This is a genomic window from Pelagibaculum spongiae (assembly GCF_003097315.1).
Lineage (GTDB): Bacteria > Pseudomonadota > Gammaproteobacteria > Enterobacterales > Pelagibaculaceae > Pelagibaculum > Pelagibaculum spongiae.
In genome coordinates, this window is sequence record NZ_QDDL01000007.1 from 150,800 (window position 1) to 171,300 (window position 20,501).

Consider the following 20,501-nt stretch of genomic DNA (forward strand, 5'->3'; position numbering starts at 1 on the left):
ATAAAAACGACGATTTGTTGTGGCTCTAAAATATGAAAGTGAAAGGGTTAATAATACCTTAAATTTTATATGGCGCGTGAGTGAGTGAGCAAACCTGTGCATAGCAAAAGCTTATAGCGATTGAGTAGCCAGAATTTTGAAAAAACGTCAAATATTATGTAAAGAATTAGGCCTAGAGGACTTAAAATCTTTACAAAATCTCACTCTATTTCAAATCCAGTGGTATTAATTATTATTGAGTGAATGAGGCAGGGCGAGTGAACTTGCCACCCTTGAGCTAGACGAGTTACTTAATCCACAAGCGCTATATAAAAAGAACCAAATTTATACGCACACTGCGACATCTGTAGAATGGAACTTACCTTCTGGCATGTAAACAATTCAGTTACAAAGACAATAACCCATTGTGATAATGTGTATTTTGTTACCAGAGCCAAGGAAGGAAAAGTATGACCGCTTACTATGTAAATAAAAACAAACAATCAAATGGTGATCATGAGGTTCACACAGGCAGCTGTCAGTTTTTACCTTCTCCAGGAAATCGTGACCATCATAGGTGAATATTTTAACTGTGCCGATGAGTCAGTGCAGCTAAGACTAAGAATTACTCTAATGTTGATGGCTGCTACTTTTGCTGCCGACCATGCCATAAATCCTAGTAAAGGAGGCCAGCATTACCTGTACCAATGAGATTATAAGCAGTGGGCCAATCCCCATCATTTTTCATTCCTTTGTGATGGTACCGAATGGCCTCACTAAGAACTGGTCTGAAAGCGCTTTGGAATTCGATTCTATAGCCCCCTCAAGATAAACGATGTTATTTTTCCCGTAAAGTGAAGCCACCCCCGCCAACGAATGTCGGTTCCATCGACACATCCAAAAAACATGTCGAAATTTTTCGAAAAAATCGACACGTCAGATACTACGGTGAAGGTGCATTATTTTGACATTAACCATTAAAAATCGCCCTAAGGTGCATTTTTTTGCACCTTAGGGTGATTCTCGAACTCGCCCAATCTAACTGGCGCACCAATTTTATCGAGTCCACCAAATAAAAATTACGGGGTATCTTTTTGCAATGAAAGAATAAGGGCAAACTCCATTCATCACGAAAAACCACTACATACCTATTTGGCTTCTTATCTACTAAAAAACAAGCCGAGCTAGCTCAGGCAGTTGTACCTCTTACCGCCCCATGCTTTCTTTTGCTAGTCACTGAGCAGATCTTTTGCTGACACCTCTAAGGCACTAGCTATTTGATACAGCTTTGTAAGAGTAATGTTCTGATCACCCCTCTCGATATACCCCATGTAACTACGATCGATACCAGCAAGCTCAGCCAAAAGCTCTTGAGAGATCTTTTTCTCCTTACGAACTTCACGCACCTTTTCGCCAAAAGCAACCAGTTTGGAGTCTTTCATGACAATTCCGCTCAAAAGTCAGAACTATCACCAACCAACGCATATATGACCACGGGATATATTGCTCATTTTGATCTAAGCTTACATTTCTCTTTCTGATTTAGGCGAGAAGGTCTATGCCTAGAAAGCAAAAAACTGACCCATTAGAAAAAATCCTTAACTATCCAGGTGTCACTCATAAAAAAATTAACCAATGCAAATATCTAATACAGCTTTATACAGATCGATGGTACCTCTGGCCTCGCACAGGAAGGTTTAAGCACCTCTATAGTGACGACTCAGAATCAGAAGTCTTTTTTTGTAAATTAAATAATTTTTATCATCGCTTCATGACCGCGAAGTTCAAACCACCAAAGAACTTTGGTAAAGAATGGCAGACTCATGAAGAGGATTTGATTTTTGATTTGATCAACGAAGATTTTACCATGCAACAAATCGCCGATGAGTTAGAGCGCCATACAGCTAGTGTCGCCACACGCCTTGATTCGCTCTTAACAGGACCAGCCTCATTAACAGATTTAACAGACGAAGAATTCAACATACCAGTGAAGGATCTTCTTGGGTGGGACTGAGTTATATGCATTGCCTCATAAAGCTCGTTATGAAAAATGACATTTTAATGCTGCTTTGATGATGGCTTGCATTAGAGATCAATCGCTTCTGCAGAACACCCATTTCGCGAATTCAGCTTCTCCAATACGTTGTCTATAAATGAGCGATGAGAGTATATTTTCGCCATATCTTGACTATTAACAACAGTCGATAAACCATCCTTTCCCATTCTCTGGAGGTAGTATGTATTGCTATCTTCAGTAGTAATTTTGATTATGATCTTCGGCTGGGTGTTTTTTGACTCCTTTTCTTCCCATCGGTTTATCAGGCTACGCACTGCTAGAGAATCACTTGCTGCCTAGTTCTGTTGCGCTCGATCAGAAATTTTACATGTGGCTGTCACCGCTTCAAATTCTTTATCTGCATCTTTTTTTCGATGCCCCTCTAAAGCTTTGCAAAAGCTGATTGCCAAGTCTTCTGAATCAAGTGCAACACTTGATCGCTCATGGACAAGTCTTCCAGTTACGGACACTGCAAGCTCATCCTTTTCTAAATATCCCCAGGTTTTGAATGACAACTGGCAACTACCCAGAACTTTGATGTTAATCGACATCTTCATACTCAACGCACCTTATTCTTTACATTAGCCCATCCTATCAAACATTAAAAAAACAGTAACAAAAAAAACCACAACCTACCTAACCTACTGTTTAAAAAAAGAAATAAACTTTAATGAAAAAAAACAAATCATCTAAATGTTTTCAGGGGATGAGCACTCTAAAGCTTAATTTTAGGAAATTATTATTTTTTAGAAATCCTCTATTAAAGTTTGCACTGTCTTTTTGTTGTAAAAAATATCGGAATAGTTCACGTCAAAATTTTGAGCCTCTCTTCTTAAAATTAACAGTTCAGATACAATACTAGATTCAGTTCTATCGCCAAAATTGGAATGTTGCGAGCAATCAAAAGGGCAGGACTGACTTCTTACGCAACACATTTTATATTCAACATATCAACAGGTAAGAAGGGCTTTCTTCTATGCTACGAGCAACGCTAGTTTCTTTCAGCCTTCCGTTGCAGAACAGTATGTTTTAGAGAAAATTTTGCGACACAGAGTGAACTTCGAACCAGAACCTTAGGCATAGATGATATCAACGATAACTTTGGTTTGTTTCTCATAAATGCTCGAGATTGAATGGGCAGAATTGGGTATTGAAAATCGATGAGAGTAAATTTGAAGGTTTACAAATACGTTCTTTTTTAGACCATAATTAGTGATACAAAGCAAGTACGCTCAATTATACGGTTTTTAGCTACCAAACACATTGGATAAGAAAATCTTCATTGCTGGTAAAACAACATTAAGAACCACTTTTTTCAAAAAATTTACATTTATCTAAAGTATCTACCACCCGTTTTTATTTAAAAAATTCTTTACACTGAATGAAACAAAAAAAAGCCTAAAAAATGGAGCTTTTAGCGATATTCTTTACAAAACTATCTAAGGTATCTTCTAAAACGGAATATCGTTATTTGGTTGCGAAAAATTTGTCATGGCATCATACAGATATCGCTCAATTGTATTCGTTAAGGTGGTTAGTCGAGGTTTTTATTCAGGTCTGGAAGCGCATAATGGCTGGAACAAGCTGAGCAAACGGATCGGAGCGAGGTCTGATCCTGAGCCTGTGGTGCGAGCATTTATTGGTGCTGCCTACACGAGAATCAAGTCGGTATATGGCGGGTAGAGATTTGGGTAATCAAGAACCAAAACCGTCTTTAGTTCGTTATGCAAAGCATGCAGTATGATTTGTATGGTTTTCAAAAGAACCTTCTACGTGATATATCGAAGGAGATATGAATATATTGAAAATGTAAGTTTCGGAGGCGAGGTAAGCTGGTCGTTAAAACAAGAAAATTCATTCCTAAAGTTTCACTTGGATAGTGATTAATGTTTTATATGCTGAAAAAAGCTTGGCATCAGATCGCAGTGAGAGAACTTTTAATTAAAAAATCCTGATACAAACGACGCTGCATCAGGATCTTTAACGTTCAACTTACTGCCGTCGGGCAATAACAGCAAATGCGGTGGGCTTTATGCACACCAAGTACAGCGTTATTTTAACTTACTGCCGTCGGGCAATAACAGCAACAACTTGCTTCATAATTAATTTTCAATAGCTCAAGCAAAATAATCGCTAACAACCTATTTTCCAATATTATCATTATGACGCAGGAAAATAATATTGAATATAGAGCTTCGAGTCAAGCTTTAACTTTCAATGACTTGAGGTGGTATTAATCCTAACGCTGTACTGGGTACTTAATATTTAAAGTAGTGTGAGTGTAGAAATAATTTTAAGATTAACTGCACAAAAATATAAGCGATTGATCATGTAATATCTGAATTAATTCCAAGCAGCATCTTACTGTATCCCCACTATCCTAACAGTGAGAATCTTTCAGCATTAGAGTATTTGCCAACAAAAGTTTCTATTAATGTCATTAGGCGTTTTTTAGTAATTTCAGCAAGATATATCAGCATTATAGATCGCACCATTGTTTATATTGCCGCCACTAGACAGTACAGTTTTCAATGATGTACTTAACAGCTTTTTTAAAATCCCTGTCTCTTCTTGAATCCCGATAATCCATGTCAGCCACTTCTGCATAGGCTTGAGATACTACGGTTACCTCATGCAATAGCAGTGCCGCAGGTATTGTTATTGCCAAAGTTATCAAAACAGCCCTTAGAACCTGTTTAGAATCTCTATGCTGTGAGATAATTACAATCAAAGTACTTATGTAGCAGCCTTTGATGTCCGAAAGACAGCCTTATCCCAGCGATGTAACCCGTGAAAAATTTGCCTTGATTTCTCCCATACTTGAAAGTGCTCGCAAGCAAACAAAACCCCGGCAAATTGATCTTTATGAAGTATTTTGTGCGCTCTTGTATCTTTTGAGAACAGGCTGCCCTTGGCGCTGTATTCCTCATGACTTTCCAAAATGGCAGTGCATTTATTCCTATTACAAAATTTGGAAAGAACCTGCACAAGATGGTGGCCCAAGCCCTCTTGAGCAGGCTTTAAAAAAATCAGGTTGGCGAGGAGCGAAAGAAGCAAGGCCGCCAGAAGAAGACTAGCTTTGGCATCATCGACGCACAAAGTGTAAAAAACACTGATACTGCTGAAGAAAAAGGGTATGACGCTGGCAAAAAAGTATCTGGGATCAAGCGGCATATTCTGGTCGATCATGGCGGTTTACCACATGCAGTTGCCGTGTCTACTGCAGACGTTTCAGACAGGGAAGGCGGTTTGTTTTTAATTGAATCTCACCAAGACAATTTATCCGATATAGATAATATTTTGGTTGATGGTGGGTATACTGGAAAACCATTTTCTGAAGGTGTTAATTTGCTTATTTCATCCAAGGTTCAAGTGGCAAAAAGATCAGAGTTACACACTTTTAAAGTTATTCCACAACGTTGGGTAGTGGAGCGATCATTTGCCTGGCTGGAAAAGAACCGAAGGCTATGGAAAAACTGTGAAAGATTGTTAAACAGTAGCTTAAGTTTCATCCACTTAGCTTTCTTAAGGCTACTGCTTCAGAGATCCTAAACAGGTTCTTAGTGTGGTTATGCTGGTTTTCATTATTTACTCCACTTGGGTTGATGTTCGGAGGCGTCTGAAAGCAAGATGAAGCCAAACCCAAGACTCCACTGTTTTGAACCATCGTATTGCTGTCGCCATCTGAAGTCGCAGCCACCATATGTTCGGCGCTGCACGGCTCCGCTTTTATTTGAAGAAGTGCTGCTCTTCAATTTTTCTGAGAAAAGAAAGTACACATGCTCTTTCTCAGGTTCATACTCAGGAAAGTCATAATTGAACGCGCTTGAAATAAAGTGTCGAGCATCCCAGCGCTTTTTTGTATTCAGCTGGGGAATGATTGGTAACTTTAATCAAGCTTGGATTTGAACAAGAAAATTTAATGTGCGACTAAATCATGCGCTCGGGGGCATTGGCCGGGTTGCACTTAAGCGTAGAAAATATTTCTAACGATTCAAGAGCAGCATAAATTAACCTTGAGCCTCGTTATGATGAGTGCTTTAAATTGTTCACAAGCGCATCACAAAAGTCCATAATGCATCTTTCTTGATGCAGTATGATCATTTTTGATTCTCTGGCTGTTCTTACACAAAAGAAATTTTTCCTATGATTCGCGTCCTTCTCAAACAGAAGCTTGATGAAAAGTCTTTTAAAGATCGCCGTCGTATAACGCTCAGCGAAGTCTGTGAAACCACTGGCATTAGCCGAGCTACCTTGAACCGTATTGCTAATGTACCGGGCTATAAAACTAATACCGATATCATCAGTGCTCTCTGTAAGTATTTTGAATGCATGCCAGGAGACCTGCTCCAGCATCACCCTGAAGAAATTCGGGAGCAGAAATGAAGAACCCCTACCCGACAAACTTCAGTAACGCTTCATTATTAATCCCAGAAAGCCGTATTATCGCTGGCCTGCTGTTGCAAGAGCCAACAACAGAAGAGTGGAAACGGCAAGTTTACGATGACAATATTCTGCAACTGCGAACATTGAATGGAGCGAAAACGGCTGGAAATCTCATTCGCAGGCGTTTAAACACCATGGATAAAGCGCTATGGAAATTTGTTCATACAGGTAGCAAGGAACTGGCAACCCAGTCAGTACTAGCCGCCACAGTAAAATTCTCACCTCTTCTGGGAGATTATATTCGTGACGTGTACCAGCGCGAACGAAAGCAGTTTGCTGAACAGCTTCGCCCGTCATCTTGGAATCAGTTTATAGAAGAATGCCATAACCGTATTCCTGACCTGCCAGTAAGATCAGAGAGTACTCAAGCCAAGCTCAAGCAGAATGCGTTTCGAATCATGGCCGAGGCAGGAATGATTGATAACACCAGAAACATGACCATTCGCCACCTGAGTCTGGCACCGCAACTCAAGCGCTATTTAGAAAACAGTGATGAACATTATGTTTTGAGTTGTCTGCTACCTGAGAGAGATCGCGTATGAACGAACGACACCGCTTGCAGGAACGCCTGAACAACATACTGCCCAAAATTACTGGCGACAGTTTTCTGAAAAGTGAGCGCTTGGGTAATGAAATTCCTTTTTATGCATTCGATTATCCGCCAGAACAAGAAAGCACTGTCAGAGAATACGTTGAGTTTCTGGAACCTAAACTTAAGAAAAAACTGCCAGATATGACCGTTCTGCACGTCAATCTTCTGCAACTAGCACTCGATACACTTAACAGCCGCAAGGGCAATATCTACGACGCTTCCCTTAAAATGCAGACAAGCAAAGGCGACAAGTTTGTATTCAAAGCACTCAGCGCGCCACTAGAAGCAGGAAAAGTGGCAACTGTACTTGCAGAAAGGGCCAAAGAAGCGAATGCCGGAATGGTACTGATTACCGGTGTAGGCAGTGTTTATCCATTAATTCGCACGCATCACTTACTACATGCTTTACACGCTAAAATGGGGCAAACGCCACTCATCGTATTTTATCCGGGCAAATATACAGGGCAAGGTCTGAGCCTGTTTGGCCTACTGCCGGACAAGCCTTATTACCGTGCATTCCGTCTCGTTGATTAATCGGCTGATTGAAATTTAAAGGATTATAGAAGTGAATATTGAAGCGCTATTTGAAAAGCCAATCGCCCGTAATATCAACGGGGTAATTAAAGCAGACCAGACTGACAACGAATCCATCTGGCAAGAACTCGATGAGTACGTTATTACCCGCGAGCTAGACATCCACTTGCGGAAATTTTTCGAAGCATACCTTAACGCCATAGATAACCCGAACGATCCAGCTAGTGCTGGCAAAGTCGGCGTTTGGGTTTCAGGTTTCTTCGGTTCCGGTAAATCTCATTTCATCAAAATTCTCTCTTACCTGCTGGAAAACCGGAGTATCAACCGCTTTTGCCCGGAATTAAAGCAGCGGGAAACCCGAACACCTCTTGATTTCTTCAAAGACAAAATCACTGACAATCTGCTGGCTGCCGATCTTGCCCGCGCCGTGAACAGTGAGGCAGAAGTCATTCTGTTTAATATCGACAGTCGAGCAGACAACACCGAAGGTCGCGACGCCATTCTGCGGGTATTTCTGAAAGTTTTTAATGAAAAACTGGGTTACAGCCCAGACCACCCGATTATTGCCCATCTTGAAAGATACCTTGCAAAAAAAGGCAAATTGCTGGATTTCCACAAAGCCTTCCTCAAACACAGTGAGATGGACTGGTTGGAAAACCGTGACAATTACATTTTCCACAACGACGCCTTAGGTGCGGCTTTGACAGAAGTAACCGGTCAAACGATTACCGATGCACTCAACTGGCTGGAACGATTTGAAGAAGACTTCAGTGTCTCCGTAGATAACTTCTGTGGCTGGGTAAAAGAATATCTCGAAACAAAACCTAACGACCACAAGATTCTGTTTCTGGTAGATGAAATAGGTCAGTTCATCGGTCAGGACACGCACCTGATGCTCAACCTACAAACCATCACCGAAAACCTCGGCACAGCCTGTAATGGCCGGGCTTGGGTAGTAGTGACATCACAAGAAGACATTGACGCCGTAGTCGGTGAAGTGCGCGCATCAAAAGCCAACGATTTCTCAAAAATCCAAGGGCGCTTCAGCACTCGTCTGTCACTGTCCAGTGGCAATGTTGATGAAGTAATTCAAAAGCGAATTCTTGGTAAAACCCAGCAAGCCAAAGATTTACTGATTCAGGAGTATCGCAATAAAGCAGATATCCTGAAAAATCAGCTCAGTTTCACCAACGTCGGCATGACCTTTAAAGCCTTTGCTGATGAAGATGACTTTGTCAGCACCTATCCCTTTGCGCCTTACCAATTCCAGCTGGTGCAAAAAGTCTTTGAAAGCATCCGAAAAGCAGGTGCAACAGGGCTACATCTGGCTCGTGGTGAACGTTCCATGTTGAACGCCTTTCAGGGAGCCGCTCAACAACTGGCACGGGAAGGAAAAGAAGTCGGCGTAATGGTACCGCTGCATCGTTTTTACCCATCCATCGAAAGCTTTCTCGAAGGGGTGGTTAAATCCACTATTGATAATGCAGGCAACAATAGTTCTCTTAAATCTTTTGATGCAGACTTATTAAAAACCCTATTCTTGATTCGTTATGTAGATGAAATAAAAGGTAATATCGACAACTTGGTTACCCTCTTCATTGACCAAATTGATGCTGACCGACTGGCAATCAAGAAAGAAATCGAAATCAGCTTGATTCGTCTGGAAGGTGAAACCCTGATCAACCGCAGTGGTGAAAACTACACCTTCCTGACTAACGAAGAACAGGATGTAAACCGTGAGATCAAGGACGTTGACCTAGGCCCCGGGGAAGATACCGGTAAGCTCAGTGAAATTCTGTTCAGTGATGTGCTGGAAGACAACCGAAAATATCGACACCCGATTACAGGTAAAGATTTTGTAGTTAACCGTACCTGCGATGGTATTCCCTACGGTTCGCGGTCTGAAGCAGGACTGGAAATCAAAATAATTTCTTCTTTGGCTGATGATTACGACTACTTTGACGAAAGTCGTTGCATCCTCAGCTCCAAAGAAACTCGTGGGCTGATAGTCGTCAAACTGGAAGATGAGCAGCATCTGATGCAAGAGATCCGCATCTACCTGCAAACCGAAAAATATATTGGTCGTAAAAACGACGACAGTGCCAGCCTGACTCAAAAGCGCATTTACAGTGATCGCGCTGAAGAAAACCGTGAACGCCGCCAGCGCATAGAAACTGGCTTACGCCAACTATGGAACGAAGCGCTGTTCACTATTGACGGTGAAATATGGAGCAATACCAGTGAAACGCCAAAGATAAGCTTTAACAAAGCACTGGCCTATCTGGTAGATAACACTTTCAACAAACTATCTCTGCTACCCAAGCCTAGTGGCAACCCACAGCAGGAAACCCTTGCTGTATTAAGCACCCCTGCCAGCGATAGTTTTGACTTTGAAGGTGGTGAAAGTACTAGCCAAGCACTCGAAGAAGTACGCCGCTACATTGACCTTTCATCTTCAGCTAGTCGTATGGTCATACTGCACGGGTTAGTAGAAGAAAAATTTGGCACACACCCATACGGCTGGCCTAGTTGGGAAATCATGTTACTGGTCGCTCGCTTGCTTATGACAGGTGAAATCGCACTCGTGATGGACAATTCCACCTTGACGCCAGATCAGGTGAAAGACGCTATCCAAACACCCAATAAGTGGCGTCGCATACAAGTCATCAAACGCAAAACCGTGAACAATGCCATTTTGCAGCAGGCACGCAACCTGACTCGTGATGTCTTTGGCAAAATGCCTCCAGAAGGTGAAGAAGCCATACATACAGATCTGGACAGTTACCTAGATACCTGGAAACGTGAACTGGCTGAATGGAAAGCCATGACCTCAACCGGCAAATATCCCGGTGAAGAAAGCATCGCCGAGCTACTGGTAATTGTTAACAAACTGCAAGGCTTCACCGACAGTTATGAGCGCATTAGCAAGTTTGTAGATGACAAAGAAGATTGGCTGGAACAGGCAGAAGTGCACAGTGAATTGCATTATTTCTACACCAGCCAGAAGCCTATTTGGGATCGCCTACAAAACACCCTTCAAGATCTGGAACCCAACCGCACCGAACTGGAAAAACTGCCAGAGGCTGCCACTGCTTTGAAGAAAATTCGAAGCATTCTCAAAGCAGAATCGCCTTACGACCTACTCAGTTCGGCAGATAAGCTGATTCAATCAGCCAGTCGTATCAACGTTGAACTAGTGGCAGAAAAGCGCAGCCATGCTTTAAAACGTGTAGACGAACGCATTGCCCGCGTCAGCAGCGAACTGAATCAGGCGCAAGCCAGCGATGATTTAAAAAACAAGTGTTTGTATCAATTACAACAATTGCACAAGCGCTTGGAACAAATGACCAGCATCGCGCATATCTTCCAAGCACAAACTCAAGCTAAAGACCTTCAAGAGCAGGCTATTGATGCAGTTTATGCCGCTATTGAAGAAGCGCAAAAGCAAGAGCTAAGGCTCGCCGCTCTGCTCAAGGCCAAAGAAAAAGCCAAAGAAGCAGCTGAAAAAGCCAACGCTGCTGGACAAAAGCATGAAACGAAAACAGTTGCCGAACCAGCACCTCAACCCTACACACCACAGGTAAAGGCAGCACCGAAAAAACGTTGTAAAATTGCTCCCCGCTCACTGACAGGTGGAAAAATTTACTTGGAAAGTCAGAATGATATAGACAGCTTCATGAGCAAGCTCAGAGAAGAAATGGAACAGTCACTGGCCCGTAACGAACGCATTGAAATTATCTAAGCAGGGAACGCAACACGATGTATAACAACGGCGGCACAATCAAAGCCCTGCTGGATAAAGTAACGAAACAGGAATATATCCTACCTGCGATTCAGCGTGAGTTTGTCTGGAAACCAGAGCAAATATGTAAACTATTCGACAGTCTGATGCAGGGTTACCCCTTTGGCACTTTTTTGTTCTGGAAAATTGAGCCTGAGTACCGTAATACCTATCAGTTCTACGATTTTGTCCGTGAATACCACGAACGAGATATGTATCACTGTGAGCAGCTGGAAGAGCTCCCCAACCGTGAGTTAACCGCTGTACTGGATGGCCAGCAACGCATAACGGCGCTAAATATCGCTCTGCGTGGCTCCTACGCCTGGAAGATGCCGGGTAAATGGTGGTCCAGTGACGGTGCCTTTCCTGTGCGTCGCCTTTACCTGAACCTACTAGGTGAAGGGGATGAAGAAAGCGGGTCTGTTTATCAATTCGAATTTCTTTCCCCTGAAAAAGCTGCAGATCAGCGCAATGACACTGTCTGGTACAAGGTTTCTGACATTCTGAAAATGGAAGATACTTACGAACTCAGCATGTGGATGGCAGATCAGGACTTAAACTCCGACCAGCAAAAACAAGCTGGCAAGGTTTTGTTTGATCTGCACAAGACTATTCATTCTAAAGATGTCATCAGCTACTACGAAGAAACAGAGCAGGATCTGGCCCGGGTTTTGAATATCTTTATCCGTATGAACTCCGGTGGCACACCGCTTTCCTACTCTGACCTTCTGCTTTCTGTCGCAGTTTCCCAGTGGCAGGAGCGCAACGCCCGGGACGAAATTCACAGCCTTGTGGATGAGATGAAGCAGATTGGCGATGGCTTTAACTTCACCAAAGATTTGGTGTTGAAAGCCGGGTTGATGCTGTCAGATATCGGCAGCGTCGGTTTCAAAGTCGAGAACTTCAACAAAGAGAACATGCAGAAGCTGGAGCGTAACTGGGATGCCATTCGCCAGACTTTGTTGCTGGCAACTCGCCTGCTGGCCACCTTTGGTTTTAACTCCCAAAACCTGCGGGCAGACAGTGCCATTCTGCCGGTGGCCTACTATCTCTACCATCGCAATCTGAACGATGACTATCTCGCCAAAGCCCAGTACAGCGAAGACAGAAATAGCCTGCGCCTTTGGCTGATCCGCAGCATGCTGAAAGCTTCAGGCATCTGGGGCAGTGGTTTGGATACATTACTGACCTCTCTGCGAGAAATCATCAAACTCGAAGGTGAACATGGTTTCCCGCGAGAAAGCATTGAACGGGATATGATGCGTCGAGGTAAGTCCCTCAGTTTTTCTGAAGAAGAACTGGACGAACTCACCGAACTAGAGTTTGGCAACAAACGCACCTTTGCGTTGTTGTCGCTAATTTTTCATGGCTTCGACTTCAGTCAGCACTTTCATGTCGATCATGTATTCCCAATCAGTCGCTTTGCACCCGGAAGATTGGGCAAAGCCGGTATTGAGCAAGAAAACCACGAAAGCTGGAAGCAGATGGCAAACCAATTGCCAAACCTGCAACTGCTGGTGGGCAGTCTAAATAATGAGAAGCGCAGTAAGCTCCCCCATGAGTGGCTGGCTTACTTCATGCCGGATGAACACGCCCGCATCAGTTATCAACATACCCAGCTGCTGCAAGAGCTACCGGATACCATCATTGAATTTGAAGGCTTTTACAGTTGGCGCAAGCAGCAATTGCGAGACCGCATTGCACAGAAGCTTGCCCTTTAATCTGTAAAGTCAGGAATGTATTAGAGCTATGAACCGCACCCAACTAAAAGCCTACGCACCAGCCGCACGACGGGATTTCATCACCGCCATCACCAACCGTGCCCGCACGTTGGGTATTACCGAAAAGAACATCGCCGAAGCAAAAGTAGAAGGCGATGTACTAATGATTGATGGCCGCCCTCATCCAGTGGCGCTGGCACCCCTGCGTAAAAAACTGGTGGAGCGGATCAACCTCAAAGGTTTTGATCAGGTGATACAGGCCATGGCCTACACCTGGTTTAACCGCTTTGTGGCGATTCGGTATATGGAGATTCACGGTTATCTGGATCACGGTTATCGGGTACTTTCACACCCACAAGGCCAGAGCACGCCAGAAATTCTGCAACAGGCCAGCCATGTCGAGCTACCTGGCCTGAACAAAGAACAGGTGATTGACCTGCAACTGGACGGCAATAAAGACGCCGAACTCTACCGCATGCTGCTCATCGCCCAGTGCAACGCCTTAAACACCGCCATGCCGTTTCTGTTTGAACGGTTAGACGACGAAACCGAACTGCTGCTGCCCGATAACCTGCTGCACTCCGACTCGGTGATTCGCCAGCTGGTGAACCGTATTGATGAAAGCAACTGGCAGGAGATCGAAATCATCGGTTGGCTCTACCAGTTCTACATCAGCGAGCGCAAAGATGAAGTGATGGGCAAGGTGGTGAGCACCGCCGATATTCCCGCTGCCACCCAGCTGTTTACCCCTAACTGGATTGTGAAATATCTGGTGCAAAACAGCATCGGTGCCCAGTGGCTGGCCACCTATCCGGATTCTGATCTGAAAGAGAAGCTGGAATACTACATTGAACCCGCCGAGCAAACGGAAAGTGTTCAGCAGCAACTGGCAGCCATTACGCCGGATGAACTCAACCCAGAAGAGCTCACACTGATAGACCCCGCCTGTGGTTCCGGCCACATTCTGGTGGAAGCCTACGACCTGTTTAAAGAGCTGTATCGGGAGCGGGGTTATCCGCGTCATAAAATCCCTAAACTGATTCTGGAGAAAAACCTCTTCGGGCTGGATATAGACACTCGCGCCGCACAAATGGCGGGCTTTGCTCTGTTGATGAAAGCCAGAGCGGATAGCCCTCGGGTTCTTAGCTCCACGCCTAAGCTGAATATTGCTGCGCTGCACGACAGTGGTGAGCTGGATGACCAAACCATTGCTGAAGAGTTGTACCGGGCTGCTGTTCATAGTGAAAGTGCTGTTGAGAGTGGGCAGTTGGCAGTTGGCAGTGGGCAGTTGTTTGGTGGTGTCGATGAGGGTGTAACGCACTCCAGCGGTTTAGCTGTGAGTGATATTCAAGCACTGATTCAGCTGTTTGAAAATGGCACCACCTTTGGTTCCCTGCTCACTGTGCCGGAAGAACTGAAAGCCAAACTGCCACAGCTGGAAACCCTGCTGGAGCAAGTGTTGGAAAGTGGTAATGCTCTTGCTCAAAGCCATGCTCGGGAAGTGATGGAAGGTTTTCTGAAACCGGCTCAGCTGTTGGCCGCTCAGTATGATGCAGTGGTGGCTAATCCGCCGTATATGGGCGGTAAAGGCATGAACTCGACTTTGAAGAAGTTTGCTAAAGACTTTTATAAAGATGCTAAAGCCGATCTGTTTGCTTGCTTTATTGAACGTGGTTTTACCTTAGCGAAGCCTGAAGGGCATAACGCTATGGTGACTATTCAAAACTGGATGTTTTTGTCTAGCTACCAGGTAATGCGAGAATCAATTATAAAGAACAAGCTGTTTTCATCACTGATTCAGATTGGTTATAACAGTTTTCCTGAGTTGAATTCAAAAATTGTACAGTGTGCTGCTTTTTCGATTAGAAATAACACTATCTCAGAAGCAAAAAGCACATATGTTAATCTTAATTCCGCTCCACAATCTGCGAACAAACATCAGGTGTTCATCAATAGAGATGAAAGTATTGAGTACACTTTAGATCAAAGTGTTTTGAGAACGATACCCGGCAGCCCTATTGCTTACTGGGTGAGCCAAAACATGCGAAATTCATTTGCGAGCGGTACGCCATTATCTGAACTGGGGAGTATCGGGAAAGGATTGGATACTGGTGATAATGATTTGTTCCTTCGTTTATGGTGGGAAGTAAATTCTATTTCTAATAAATGGGTTGCTTGTTTAAAAGGAGGTGACTTTAGGAAGTGGTACGGAAATAACAATTATAAGATTGTGTGGGACAATAACGGTGAGAGGATTAGAGAGCACAAAGGTTCAAATATTCGTAATGAAAAAAACTATTTTAAGTCAGGTATAGCGTGGTCGAGAATTACTACGCACATACCATCGTTTAGACGGTTTGAGACTGGTCATATTTTTGAATCAACAAGTCCTTGTGCTTTTGTTGGCGACGAAAACTATATTGTTGGTTTTTTGAATAGCAAGGTGTGTGTGACTGTTTTAAAAATTCTTTCACCAACAATTGACTTCCAAAGCGGTCATATTTCGTCACTTCCTCTTTTGACGACCTCGTGTGCAGAAGTGATTCGAGACTCGACTAAAGAAGCTGTTAGGGTTAGCGAAGTAGACTGGAACTCAGAGGAAAGTTCTACAAATTTCCAAACCAACCCACTCATCGCAACCAACGACCAACACCCCACCATCCAACAAAGCTACACATACTGGCAAACCCAAAACCAGCAAACCATCACCCAGATGCAGCAGTTGGAAGAGGAAAACAACCGTCTGTTTATCGATGCCTATGGCCTGCAGGATGAACTGACACCAGACGTACCCATCGAACAAATCACCTTAACGGTCAACCCGCCTTACCGTTATGCCAAAGGCAAAACAGACGCCGAGTACGAGACCCTGTTTCGCACCGACACCATGCGCGAACTGGTCAGCTACGCCATCGGCTGCATGATGGGGCGCTATTCACTCAGCGCACCCGGCCTGATTTATGCCCATTCGGGAGGTCAGGATTTTCAGGAAGTCTATGACGGAAAAGTTAGCAGTAGTCAGTTATCAGTAGGCAGTGAAGAGCAAAAGCTTTTAACTGAAAACTGCCCACTGAAAACTGAAAACGTATTCACCCCCGACGAAGACGGCATTATCCCAATAACCGACACCGACTGGTTTGCCGACGACGTCTGCAACCGGCTGTTAAAGTTTATTGAAACCGCTTGGCCACGTGAGAAACGAGACGAGAACCTAAGGTTTTTAGCAGAAGGCTTAGGCATAAAATCCGGCGAAGCTCCGGTAGATGCCCTGCGCCGCTATCTGAGCAAAGACTTCTTTAAAGACCATCTGAAAACCTACAAGAAGCGCCCCATCTACTGGCTGTTCAGCTCCGGCAAACACAAGGCCTTTGAATGCCTGGTTTACCTGCACCGGTACAATGAGGGTACACTGTCAAGAATGCGTGTAGATTATGTGCAGCCCTTGCTGGGCAAGTACGAGAGCCGAATCAAGCTGCTGCGAGACAACATCGAAGCCGCCAGTTCTACCGCCGCCCGCAAGAAGATGGAAAAGGAATGTACCCTGCGCCAGAACCAACAACTGGAACTGCGTAAATACGACGAACAGCTACGCCACTACACCGACCAGCGCATCCCGCTGGATCTGGATGACGGGGTCAAGGTGAACTACGACAAGTTCGGCACCCTGCTGGCCAATGTTAATGACGTGACCGGGAAGAAGGCATGAGAATAGAGAAGATACATTTACGGGGGTATAAAAGCGCAGCGGATATTTTGCTGGAGGATGTTTCGCCTTTTGCTGTGTTTGCGGGGCCGAATGGTGCCGGTAAAAGTAATCTGGCGGATGGGTTGGCGTTTTTTGGGCAGATCGTGAAGTCAGGTGCAAAACAGGCTATCAGTAAGGCCGGTGGTTTCAAGCAGATTCATTGTTTTAAGCTACCTAAAAAAGCCCGGACAGCCGCATCTCTCGAACTCATGATCACTCTCAAGAGCAAGACTTACCATTATTTTGTGCGCGTAGACGATATGGACACCAAAGAGCCAAAACTGAAGGAAACCCTATCAGTCGATGGTCATTTGGTGCTTGATCGTGAAGACGGTTTATTGAAAGTGAAGATGCTGGACACTTACGAGCACAACTCGCAGATCGAGCATGAGCCGTGGCAGAACATGCCCTATCCATCGGATGTTTCTGCTCTCATGATGAAGAGTGACCTGCCTCTTTATCACTTTATAACCAATATCCGCATCTTCCGTTTTGACCCACAGTTAGCGAAGGAACCGGATTCCTCCAGCACACAAACAAATGAACTGGATACTTTTGGTCGTAATGTCGCTTCCATGCTGGGTGAATTGTTGAAAAACACCGATGCCAGAGAAGAGATCACCGAGTGGCTGGAACTACTGGTGCCGGGCATGGAGCAGGTCTCTACCCAGAAGCAGAAGCTGGATGGCAGCACAGCGTTGAAATTTAAGGAGAAAGGAACAGCCGAACCTTTCCCCGCCAACCTCATTTCAGATGGCACTATTTATGCTCTATGTATTATGACCGGAGTGTTGAGCCGTCAGGGCTCTCTTGGCATGACGTTTATTGAAGAGCCAGAGCGAGGCATTCATCCTCAGGCTATTGCCGAGCTTGTCTCTTTAATGCGTGATAATGCTTCAACTGATCAGCCGGTATTTACAACAACTCATAGTGAGTCAGTGGTGCGTAGCAGCAAGATTGATGAGCTGTGGCTGGTTAACAAGGTGAACGGTAAAACCTCATTGAAAAATGCAGCGAAAAACAGCGCTGATCTTGACGACCTTAATCTCGATAAAGCTTGGCTGATGAACTTCTTCGATGGAGGTTTGCCGTGGTAAAGGTCGGGTTTATTGTTGAAGGCTTTACTGAAAAGGTTGTTATTGAATCCGCAGGGTTTCAGAGCTGGACAAGGGAGCAAGGTATTGAGGTAATTCATCCTGTGGTCAATGCTACTGGAGGCGGTAATCTTCTTCCTCAGAATATCGGCCCGATGGTTCGTCAGCTCTCCATTTCTCAACCTGATCATATTGTTATTCTTACAGACCGTGAACGGGAGCCTTCTGTTCAGGCTGTTCGCCAGAGAATCGGAACAAAACACACAAATCTTGTCTTTGTTGCTGTGAAAGCGATTGAAGCCTGGTTCCTGGCAGATACGGCCGCCATGGGCTTATGGCTGGAGGATGATAACTTTGAAGAACCAGCACCGGAAGCGACGCCAGATTTACCTTGGGATTACCTGAAAGAACTGGCAAACCGATTTGAAAAGCGCGGTCCTGGATCTAGAAAGCCGAAATTTGCAGAACGTATGGTTCGCAAGCAAAGCAGTGGCGGCTTTGCATTTTCCATCGCATCCGCCGCACAACATCCAGCCTGCCCAAGCGCCAAAGAATTTCATGATGAACTCATTGCATTAGGAGTCACACCTTGACTGAAATGGAGAGAATACAGGCTAGAAAAACTGTAATGCAGCTTAGAGAAATCAAAGTCAGCAATTTCAAGTCGCTAGTAGACTTCAAACTCTCTTTACATGGTTTCAACTGCCTAATTGGTTTAAACGGCTCAGGTAAATCAACCGTTCTGCAATTTCTGGATTTTCTTGCGCAACAAGTGAAAGGAAATCTGGACAAATGGCTGGAGGAACGAGACTGGAAAGCCTCAGAAATTAATTGCCAATTAGGAATTCCAGAAAAATATAAAGATGGCACCATGAAAATATCGCGTAAAAAAGTGATCGAATTTTCCGCTACTTTTTCTTTGCACGATGGAACGCAGCTGACTTGGCAGGCCAGTTTTAATCCTAATGATCTGAAATGCACCTTTGAAAAAATTAGTATGGGTGATGGCGAGCGATTACTGATTGTTAAAGGTTTAACCTATGCCGTCCTGGGCGGAACCTACCAGCCGATTCGCTTTAATTACCAAGGCTCGATTTTATCTCAATTGCTAGATAAAGAGCTTTCCGGTGAACTGCAAAAGTTAAAAGATTTTCTACTTGGCTTCAGATCATTGGAATTGCTGGCACCGCAATCTCTGAGGCAAAAAACCAAAAGTAGCGAGGGTGGGCTTGGGTTAGGCGGACAGAGATTATCTGCCTTTATTCATGAAATGAGCTCAGAAAAAAAGAAAAAGCTTAGTGACAAACTTAAAGGGGCTTATCCCAAGCTTAAAAGCATTGACACAAAAGCACTTCGTTCTGGTGGGAAAGAGCTGAATATTGCAGAGAATTTTGCTGGGCAAAAATTGCCAACGGAAGCACGCCACATGAACGATGGCATGCTTCGGGTTATGGCCATTCTTGCTCAGTTGATGACTGAACACAGTTTTATGGCATTCGATGAAGTTGAAAATGGCATTAATCCTGAGTTGATTGAGTACCTTATTGACACTTTGGTGACTGCTGAACAACAAGTATTAGTTACAACACATAGCCCGATGATTCTTAACTTTATGGAAGATGAAGTGGCTATGAACAGTGTGCAGTATCTTTATAAAACAAGGGAAGGTTACACCTGCTCCATACCGTTTTTTAGCATTCCATCACTGAAAGAAAAACTGACGGTAATGGGGCCAGGAGAAGTCTTTATCGACACAGATCTCGGCCAGCTTGGTAATGAGATTGCCTCACTGAAGCAGGAGTAACTGATGTACCTGTTGTTCAGTGGTGAAGGCCCTACCGATATGGGCCAAGGCACAGCTACTAAAGATGTGTGCGAAGGTGAAGAATTTCTACCAGGTCCTATGGCATGGTTTGTCGATCAGTGGACAGAGCGCAAGCAATATCTATCACATATAGAAAATCAACTTTGTGGTTTTATTCCCAAACCTCAGCTGATAGCTAAAGCCAAGGCAAGTTCTTCACGGAGATCTTTAGCGTTACGTGGTAAGAAAAACCCCGAACATGAAACACGTTATTACTACAACAATGCCAGAGCCATGGCTCAAATCGCCAAAGACGTTTCTACCAACAAACAAGACAGCGTAGTTGCTGTTTTGTTTAGGGACAGTGACGGTACGCAATCGTCAGGGCGTGGCGAGTGGAAAGCCAAATGGGACTCAATGCTCGATGGTTTTTCCAGAGAGGGCTTTGATAGCGGCGTACCTATGATTCCCAAACCAAAATCTGAAGCCTGGCTGCTCTGTGCCGTTGGAAATAACTATCAGCATTGCGAGAGTCTCGAAAATGAGTCCGGCAATGATAATGGACAGAATCCTTTGAAAGATCAGCTTGATACTGCTTTAGGAGAACCCGCCAGCAGGGAATTGTTAGCTGAAAAAGTAAAAAGTGGTGAGATCGACATCAGCCTGATTGTCGATATGCCCAGTCTTGGTTGTTTCAAAGATAAACTGGATAAAGTATTAGGTACTTTATAATCTGCCAGCAATACAAT

At 44.2% G+C, this 20,501-nt stretch carries 15 protein-coding genes; 13 read left to right on the forward strand and 2 right to left on the reverse strand.

Annotated features, from left to right (window positions below):
- Positions 1 to 1,208: 1,208 nt before the first annotated feature.
- Positions 1,209 to 1,421, reverse strand: a complete 213-nt coding sequence (locus DC094_RS16000; protein WP_116688133.1) for a helix-turn-helix domain-containing protein — start codon at positions 1,419 to 1,421, stop codon at positions 1,209 to 1,211.
- A 116-nt stretch (positions 1,422 to 1,537) separates the two neighbouring features.
- On the opposite strand from DC094_RS16000, the gene DC094_RS16005 reads away from it, so the two are divergent.
- Entirely contained in the window at positions 1,538 to 1,993 is a 456-nt protein-coding gene (locus DC094_RS16005; protein WP_116688134.1) for a hypothetical protein, read from the forward strand.
- A 338-nt stretch (positions 1,994 to 2,331) separates the two neighbouring features.
- On the opposite strand, the gene DC094_RS16015 is transcribed toward DC094_RS16005, so the two are convergent.
- Positions 2,332 to 2,592, reverse strand: coding sequence for a hypothetical protein (locus tag DC094_RS16015; RefSeq protein WP_116688136.1), 261 nt, complete (start codon positions 2,590 to 2,592; stop codon positions 2,332 to 2,334).
- Between the two features lie 934 nt (positions 2,593 to 3,526).
- On the opposite strand from DC094_RS16015, the gene DC094_RS21890 reads away from it, so the two are divergent.
- The 12 genes from DC094_RS21890 to DC094_RS16070 all read left to right on the forward strand — a co-directional run bounded on the left by DC094_RS21890 (position 3,527) and on the right by DC094_RS16070 (position 20,484).
- A complete protein-coding gene (locus DC094_RS21890) occupies positions 3,527 to 3,718 on the forward strand; it encodes a hypothetical protein (protein WP_133245580.1) in 192 nt (63 codons plus the stop codon).
- Positions 3,719 to 4,788: 1,070 nt separating this feature from the next.
- Positions 4,789 to 5,587 (forward strand): IS5 family transposase gene (locus DC094_RS16020; protein WP_116685343.1). Its coding sequence is split into 2 segments (ribosomal slippage): positions 4,789 to 5,067 and positions 5,069 to 5,587, totalling 798 coding nucleotides; the frame shifts between segments, so codons are not numbered across the junction.
- Between the two features lie 594 nt (positions 5,588 to 6,181).
- On the forward strand, positions 6,182 to 6,421 hold the full coding sequence (locus tag DC094_RS16025; RefSeq protein WP_116688137.1) for a helix-turn-helix domain-containing protein: 240 nt from the start codon (positions 6,182 to 6,184) through the stop codon (positions 6,419 to 6,421).
- The gene (locus DC094_RS16030) at positions 6,418 to 7,023 is read left to right on the forward strand and encodes a DUF1819 family protein (protein ID WP_116688138.1); all 606 of its coding nucleotides are present in this window, start codon (positions 6,418 to 6,420) and stop codon (positions 7,021 to 7,023) included. The genes DC094_RS16025 and DC094_RS16030 overlap by 4 nt, the downstream gene beginning before the upstream one ends.
- On the forward strand, positions 7,020 to 7,607 hold the full coding sequence (locus DC094_RS16035; RefSeq protein WP_116688139.1) for a DUF1788 domain-containing protein: 588 nt from the start codon (positions 7,020 to 7,022) through the stop codon (positions 7,605 to 7,607). The genes DC094_RS16030 and DC094_RS16035 overlap by 4 nt, the downstream gene beginning before the upstream one ends.
- Before the next feature lie 31 nt (positions 7,608 to 7,638).
- Positions 7,639 to 11,349 (forward strand): BREX system P-loop protein BrxC, encoded by a 3,711-nt coding sequence (gene brxC, locus DC094_RS16040; RefSeq protein WP_116688140.1) that lies wholly within the window; start codon positions 7,639 to 7,641, stop codon positions 11,347 to 11,349.
- 17 nt (positions 11,350 to 11,366) lie between these two features.
- Entirely contained in the window at positions 11,367 to 13,109 is a 1,743-nt protein-coding gene (locus DC094_RS16045) for a DUF262 domain-containing protein (protein ID WP_116688141.1), read from the forward strand.
- 28 nt (positions 13,110 to 13,137) lie between these two features.
- Positions 13,138 to 16,815: a BREX-1 system adenine-specific DNA-methyltransferase PglX gene (pglX, locus tag DC094_RS16050; protein WP_116688142.1), complete on the forward strand. Its 3,678-nt coding sequence runs from the start codon at positions 13,138 to 13,140 to the stop codon at positions 16,813 to 16,815.
- Positions 16,812 to 17,951, forward strand: coding sequence for an AAA family ATPase (locus tag DC094_RS16055; protein WP_116688143.1), 1,140 nt, complete (start codon positions 16,812 to 16,814; stop codon positions 17,949 to 17,951). The genes pglX and DC094_RS16055 overlap by 4 nt, the downstream gene beginning before the upstream one ends.
- Positions 17,945 to 18,541 (forward strand): hypothetical protein, encoded by a 597-nt coding sequence (locus tag DC094_RS16060; protein WP_116688144.1) that lies wholly within the window; start codon positions 17,945 to 17,947, stop codon positions 18,539 to 18,541. Before DC094_RS16055 ends, DC094_RS16060 begins: the two co-directional genes overlap by 7 nt.
- A 5-nt stretch (positions 18,542 to 18,546) precedes the next feature.
- Positions 18,547 to 19,752: an AAA family ATPase gene (locus DC094_RS16065; protein ID WP_241504074.1), complete on the forward strand. Its 1,206-nt coding sequence runs from the start codon at positions 18,547 to 18,549 to the stop codon at positions 19,750 to 19,752.
- Between the two features lie 3 nt (positions 19,753 to 19,755).
- Complete coding sequence (locus tag DC094_RS16070; RefSeq protein WP_116688146.1) at positions 19,756 to 20,484, forward strand: hypothetical protein; 729 nt, start codon at positions 19,756 to 19,758, stop codon at positions 20,482 to 20,484.
- The last annotated feature ends 17 nt before the right edge of the window (positions 20,485 to 20,501 follow it).